A 2939-nucleotide genomic window follows, 5' to 3' on the forward strand; every position below is an offset into this window, starting at 1 on the left:
TATTCGCTCGTCCCCGCCCACCATCGCTCCATTGTACTCGCTATTTCACATTGCTCGTCCCTTGCAGGATATAACGTAAAAATCCGCCGTGTTGTCGAGGCGCATCTAGGCTGCGATCTAAAGAAGAAACAAAGGTATCGTAGCTGGTATGAAAGTGATTTAAACATGGAAGATCATTCTAACGTACAATTGCATATCGCCATCAGATATCCCAATAACGGCACCTTAAGTGTTTTTGCTAAATAACTTTCACGGTACTTCTACCTACGAGGACACTAATTACCTTTCCACACCAAACAAACATCCCCGCACAAACAACCTTCGCGCACCAAACCGTCATCCGCACAAACTACCATCCCTTGCACCAAACCGTCGTCCACGCGCAGACCGCAGGTCAAGCGCATCGATACTTGCTCAAGCTGCTCGCTTACTAGCAGAGGCTATGGCAGCACTTGCCAACCACCGATGAACCGTCGTCCCCGCACAAACTAGCTTCCCCGAAACAAAACGTCCTCACCGAACGAAATGGTCGTAAGTCAGATCATGCAGAATGTAGGCGAGGAAGAAGATGACGCAAGGATTCTCGTAATGATGCTGGATATGCACGAGCTGTCCGTAATACTTTTCCCCGTAATGCGGGTTGTTGCGCATCTCCAGATTGCTTTTGATGAGCGCGTCGAGCTTGTCGGCGATGTCCACGAGTTCGCCCTCGTAGGTGTCGTCCTTCGCATTCACGAGGAAATCCATCATTTCGTCGTGGAAAAATGAAGGGAGCTGCTCCACCATTTTGCGCGCGACTTCCTGCTCATAACGCTCAAACGCCTCGCGTATAACGGAGGAAGATTTCTTGATCGGCGACGCGACATCGCCGCTGACGCCTTCCACGATGTCGTGCATGACCGACTTGCCGAGCAGCTTGTAAAGATCGATGCCCGGACGTCCAAATCGTTCCGTCTCGAGCAATCCGTTAAACAGAGACATAGCGGCAACGCGGAAGGAATGCGTGGCGTCGTTGTCGGGGATCAGATTAAAGCTGCCGCCCCAACGTTCGATGAGATCCAGGTTCAGGATGTGATCGAGAAACTGCCGCACGCCGGCATCGGTGTCCAACGCCTGCAGCAGCCAGACGATTGAGGGGCAGGATGAGGCGGCAAGCTCGGCCCGCAATTGCTCGTACTTCGAAGCAAAATACGGATTGGCGTCCAGCTCGTATTCGCGCATGCAGAACAGCATCGCATCGAAGGAATCGACCGCTTGCACGAGCCGGCCGATATAGGATTCATCCTCGGCATCGACGATGTAGTCGTAGAAGTGAGGCTGGAGCGAACGGGAGAGGTACGACACGATCTCCTTGCTAACCTCGGTCTCCAGCTTGCGGATATGGTCTGCGACATGAGCGTCTTTTTTGGTCACGTATTTGATGGAGCCCGTAACCGTCTCGTTCAAATCATGCAGCAACGCCCGCGCCGCGAGTTGAAGCTTGTTCAGCGGATTGCCGAATACACGCTCCTCTATGATGCCGGCCATAATAGCAATGGATGCGCATCGGAAGCTGTGGCTGGCGGCGTTGTCCTTGTAACGGGGGGAGAATTCCTTCCACCTGGACACGTATTGCATCTGAATGATGGCATTGGTGAATGAGCTGTTCTTCAAGACTGATTCCCCTCCACATCAATTGAAATCATAACGTGCTCGCGGACTCCTGTCCGGTCTCTTCCGCACGATGAAATACTTTATAGCTGAGCAGTCCGATCACGACAGTTAACGATGTCAGACAAGCGGCGAATACGAACAATGGTACAATGCCAAACGTCTCCGCAATCCATGCCATGCCCAGCAGCGACAAGCAGAAGAACAGATTGAGCAACACGTTCTGCGCGGAAAATAATTGCGGCAGCCTTGCCTTATCCAGGCTGCGCTGAAGAAGCGTCTTGTGGCTCACCATAGCAAGCTCTGCGAACGGTCCGCACAGCACGACGAATAAAAGGGCAAGCCATGGCGATTGGTTGAATGCGAATAGGTAGATGAACAAACTGTACCCGATCATGCCAACCAGCATGTAAGAATAAATACGACAACTTAACTTCTCTACCAAGGATACCACGATGATTCCGCCGAGCAGGGTTCCCGAGAAGTAGGCGGCATTAATGAAACCCCACCATTCATCGCCACGCTCCAGAACCTGTTGCACATAAACAAGCAAGAAGGCTCCTGCCCACACCGAATTCGCGATCATGTCCGATACGTCCATAAACGTGAGGATGCGCAGCCTTGGCACTCTCCATATAAGCTGCCAGCCCTCGATCAGAATGTTCCGATTGCTTCTGGCTGGTGACTTTTCGCCACCGTTACTCTCCACAGCCGTCTCATGAATTCGCAAGGTCAACGAGGCGGCCAATCCGTATATAGCAGCAGCCGCGAGCATGGTATTACTGGTGCCGATCAGGACGACGACGACACCGCTAAGTCCCCAACCGGCGAATTGCACGATCTGGTCGCTGACGGACAACATGCCGTTCGCCTTCATCAGTCCGCTGTCCGACCCGACTAACCGCGGTACCAGCGAGTTGCGGGATGGCGTTGTCCAGCCGTCCAGGAATGACAGAGCGGACACGAGGAGCAGAACAGGCAATAGGACGAATCCCCTCTATTCCAAAGATATAATACCAACAACGAGAATACAACGAATTGTCCAAGCTGCGAGACGAATAACAGGCGCGTCAGTTTGATCCTAGCCATTAAAAGAGAAGCAACGGAGCCGCTGATCATCCCCATGGCTCCACGTATGAGCGGTACGAGCGTGGCCGAGATCAAGCTGTCCGTCTGATTCAGGACCATCACGGTGAGCGCCATCGTATACAGGATGTCGGCCATATTCGGTTAGACCCCCTAAATCCGGAGACATGCTAATGCTTGCTTAGGTAGTCGTAGTATTGCGT

General features: G+C 52.6%; 3 protein-coding genes. 1 reads left to right on the forward strand and 2 read right to left on the reverse strand.

The window, feature by feature from the left end:
- Positions 1-246: hypothetical protein (locus PAT3040_RS38200; RefSeq protein ID WP_219930339.1), on the forward strand; the 246-nt coding region annotated here is incomplete at its 5' end.
- A 267-nt stretch (positions 247-513) separates the two neighbouring features.
- On the opposite strand, the gene PAT3040_RS31205 is transcribed toward PAT3040_RS38200, so the two are convergent.
- Entirely contained in the window at positions 514-1653 is a 1140-nt protein-coding gene (locus PAT3040_RS31205) for a YfbR-like 5'-deoxynucleotidase (RefSeq protein ID WP_108995738.1), read from the reverse strand.
- Positions 1654-1681: 28 nt separating this feature from the next.
- Entirely contained in the window at positions 1682-2632 is a 951-nt protein-coding gene (locus PAT3040_RS31210) for an MFS transporter (RefSeq protein WP_258235250.1), read from the reverse strand.
- Positions 2633-2939 lie beyond the last annotated feature (307 nt).

It is taken from the genome of Paenibacillus agaridevorans (assembly GCF_003112455.1).
GTDB lineage: Bacteria > Bacillota > Bacilli > Paenibacillales > Paenibacillaceae > Pristimantibacillus > Pristimantibacillus agaridevorans.